At 46.3% G+C, this 3,105-nt stretch carries 4 protein-coding genes; 1 reads left to right on the top strand and 3 read right to left on the bottom strand.

Annotated features, from left to right (window positions below; genetic code table 11):
* Positions 1–3: 3 nt before the first annotated feature.
* The 3 genes from ACESLU_RS13505 to ACESLU_RS13515 all read right to left on the bottom strand — a co-directional run bounded on the left by ACESLU_RS13505 (position 4) and on the right by ACESLU_RS13515 (position 2,295).
* Positions 4–867 carry a M23 family metallopeptidase gene (locus ACESLU_RS13505; protein ID WP_372639154.1) on the bottom strand — a complete coding sequence of 288 codons (864 nt, stop codon included), beginning with the start codon at positions 865–867 and terminating at the stop codon, positions 4–6.
* Positions 868–880: 13 nt separating this feature from the next.
* Positions 881–1,201: a DUF3467 domain-containing protein gene (locus ACESLU_RS13510; protein WP_372639155.1), complete on the bottom strand. Its 321-nt coding sequence runs from the start codon at positions 1,199–1,201 to the stop codon at positions 881–883.
* A gap of 104 nt (positions 1,202–1,305) precedes the next feature.
* On the bottom strand, positions 1,306–2,295 hold the full coding sequence (locus ACESLU_RS13515; protein ID WP_372639156.1) for a PLP-dependent cysteine synthase family protein: 990 nt from the start codon (positions 2,293–2,295) through the stop codon (positions 1,306–1,308).
* 228 nt (positions 2,296–2,523) lie between these two features.
* On the opposite strand from ACESLU_RS13515, the gene ACESLU_RS13520 reads away from it, so the two are divergent.
* On the top strand, positions 2,524–2,784 hold the full coding sequence (locus ACESLU_RS13520; protein ID WP_372639157.1) for a DUF4290 domain-containing protein: 261 nt from the start codon (positions 2,524–2,526) through the stop codon (positions 2,782–2,784).
* Positions 2,785–3,105: the final 321 nt, after the last annotated feature.

The following is a 3,105-nucleotide window of genomic DNA, read 5'->3' on the forward strand; positions in this document are numbered from 1 at the left end:
GTTTTACGATTTGATGAGATATAAATTAGGATTTTGCGGAATACCGTTCTTCCAGATTTCCAAATGCAAATGAGGTCCCGAACTCATGATACCCGTATTTCCGGCGGTTCCCAAAATATCACCTTTCGATACAATATCACCGATCGATTTTGATAGGTCCTCTGCATGTTTATATATGGTAACCATATTACCACCGTGCTGAATATACAAAATCCAGCCATAGTTCACGGACCAGTTTTGGCTGACAATGGCCCCGTCAGCCATCGCTTTAAAAGGGGTGCCCCCTTCGGTAGCGATATCAACACCATAATGTCCTTTCTCAGGATTAAACCCCCGCGTGAGGGTACCATCCAGCGGGTAGCTGGTGGGAAACACAGGCTCATTTTCAAACAGATCGGAAAAGACTATCTCATTCTTCAGCAATACAGTATCCGATATAGTATCTACTGCATAAGATGATTCATGTTCCCACTTTTTTTCCCTGTTGTTATTCGTTGCTTTTTGCTCCCCCTGATTGATCGAAAATACCGTATCGTTTCCGGTAGATATGGCCCGCTTCATTTGGTTAAGCTGTGCATCGCGGGCCTGCAGCGAATCCTGCAGCATTCGTACCTGCTCCGAAATGGCAATCGCCTGCTCCCGGAGATTCTTTTCGGCCTGCGAAGAGAATAGCTCCGATACCGGGGTAAACTTGAGGAGAACAAGTACAAGCAGGGCTGTTGCAGCCAGTGAACCGTAAAAGAGATACAGCAATCTGGCTGGCTTAAAGCGATAGCTGTTCGAAGGTTCGGGCTCCTGATCATCAAAGATCACAAAAGTAAGTCCCCGACCCTGTTTATTAAAAAGCTGTTTAAGAAAATCGAACATATTAGGGGGATTTCTATGCTTCTGGTGTGGGACCCCGGTAATTAAAGGGGACATCCACCTGGTCGTCGCTGCTGATCGGGCCATTTTCATTCTCAAAACGCCTGATATTTTCCGATAGTGCATTGGCCAGCCTTTTGGCATGATCGGGGGTGAGCACCATCCGCTTCACCACTTTCGCCTTGGGACGGCCGGGCATGACCGAAATAAAATCCAAGATAAATTCAGACGCAGAATGCGAAATCATGACCAGGTTCGAATACGTACCGGTGGCCTCCTCCTCTGGAAGTTCAATCTCTACCTGTCCCTGCTTCATGTCCTGTGTTTGATCTGCCATAATATACCTGTATCTGTTGCACGTTCTGTTTGAAATAAATTAAAATGCCTACTCTTCAGCCGGGCGATTGTCATTAGCCTGACGGCGCCTATCCTGCAGCCTCGTTATTCAGAATCTAAAAAACCGTGTTCGCTCATCCACTCGTCATTAAAGATTTTGGATACATAACGGGCCCCGCTGTCGGGAAGAATAATAACCATCAGATCGCCTTTTCCAAAGTCGTTATCCCGCGCATACTCCAGGGCCCCGTATACCGCGGCCCCGCCCGAACCCCCGACAAACAGTCCCTCTTTCTCTGCGAGCGCGCGCGTCGTTAAAAAAGCATCCTTGTCACCGACCTGCATGACCTCATCCAGCAGATCAAAATTCATATTTTTGGGGATGATATCCTCCCCTATTCCTTCTGTTAAATAGGGATGAATCTCCCCTTTATCAAACTCCCCGGTTTCAAAATACTTTTTATACACGGAGCCGTCGCTGTCCACGCCTATGGTCCGGATCTGATCGTTTTGCTCTTTCAAATACCGGGAGACCCCCGAAATGGTTCCGCCGGTCCCCATCCCGGCAACATAATGAGTAATGTCGCCCCCGGTTTGGTCCCATATTTCGGGACCGGTGGTTTCGTAATGTGCCTCGGTGTTGCCGGGATTATCATACTGGTTGGGATAGTACGAATTGGGAATCTCTTCGCTGAGTCGTTTAGCTACGGAGTAGTAGCTCTGTGGATCATCCGGTTCCACATTCGTGGGACAAACCCTCACTTCCGCTCCCATGGCACGGAGAATATCAATTTTCGACTTGCTTTGCTTATCCGTGGTAGTAAAAATACAGTCATATCCCTTGATAGCGGCGGCCAGGGCCAGTCCCATTCCGGTATTGCCGGAGGTTCCCTCAATGATCGTCCCTCCTGGCTCAATGAGTCCCTTTTCCTCGGCATCTTCTATCATCTTCAGCCCGATACGGTCCTTAACGCTTTGCCCGGGATTGAAATATTCCACTTTCACGAGAACAGTACCCTCCAGATCATCCGCCAGGGTATTCAATTTTACGAGTGGGGTATCACCGATCGTTTCTAAAATAGAGTTGTAATACATTAAAAAGTCTGGGTCGTTCTTTAACATTAAGATTAAAACTATATCCCGTAATATAGGCATTTTGCATTAGCTCACCGAATATACCTAAAACCCCTGTTAACGGCTTGCCATAACAGTCTTTCCGTTTCTGCTGTGGCTTATTTCAAAAAAATGGCCTCCCTCCTTTATTCCGATCTCCAAGGCTGTTATCTTCCCTCCCACAAAATAAAACCAATTACAGATAAGGCCATGTTTGTAAAACAAAAAAAGCCCAAAGATTTCGACTGCGGTTACAATTTAGACCGCATGATTGCATCCCTCCCCCGCATTAAGGATGAAGAAGAGCGCATCGAATATGCCGAGCGTGCGGTGGGACTCATTAAACAGAGTCACCCAAACTGGGTGGATGAAAACGGGGAAAGCGAGGAAGCCTGGAATCACTTTTTCGACCTTGCCGAGTACGATCCCACGGAATACGGCATATATAACCCTTTCCAATCCGGGGATTAACGTTGGGCATCCCGATAATTTGCAGGTTCCAGATCAAAACTGCGGGTTTCTAACGCCCCTGTCAAGAATTAATTTCGGTTATTGGCACACGCCTCGCGCCTAACCCCTTGACCGGTAACATAAGATGTCTTTCGCCGGCATGACGTAATATTTTTTACCTCTCCCTTTTTCTATTGTTTGTAGAACTCCTTCTCTTCATAGCAGACCGGGATCCGGTATCACGCAAATCCATAATTATCCATGAAATTGATTCCAGAATATCTTATTTTCAATTTATATTGAAAGTTTTGAAAGTTACTTTCTATTTATATTTTATTTTAT

This window comes from Fodinibius sp., assembly GCF_041642155.1.
Lineage (GTDB): Bacteria > Bacteroidota > Rhodothermia > Balneolales > Balneolaceae > Fodinibius.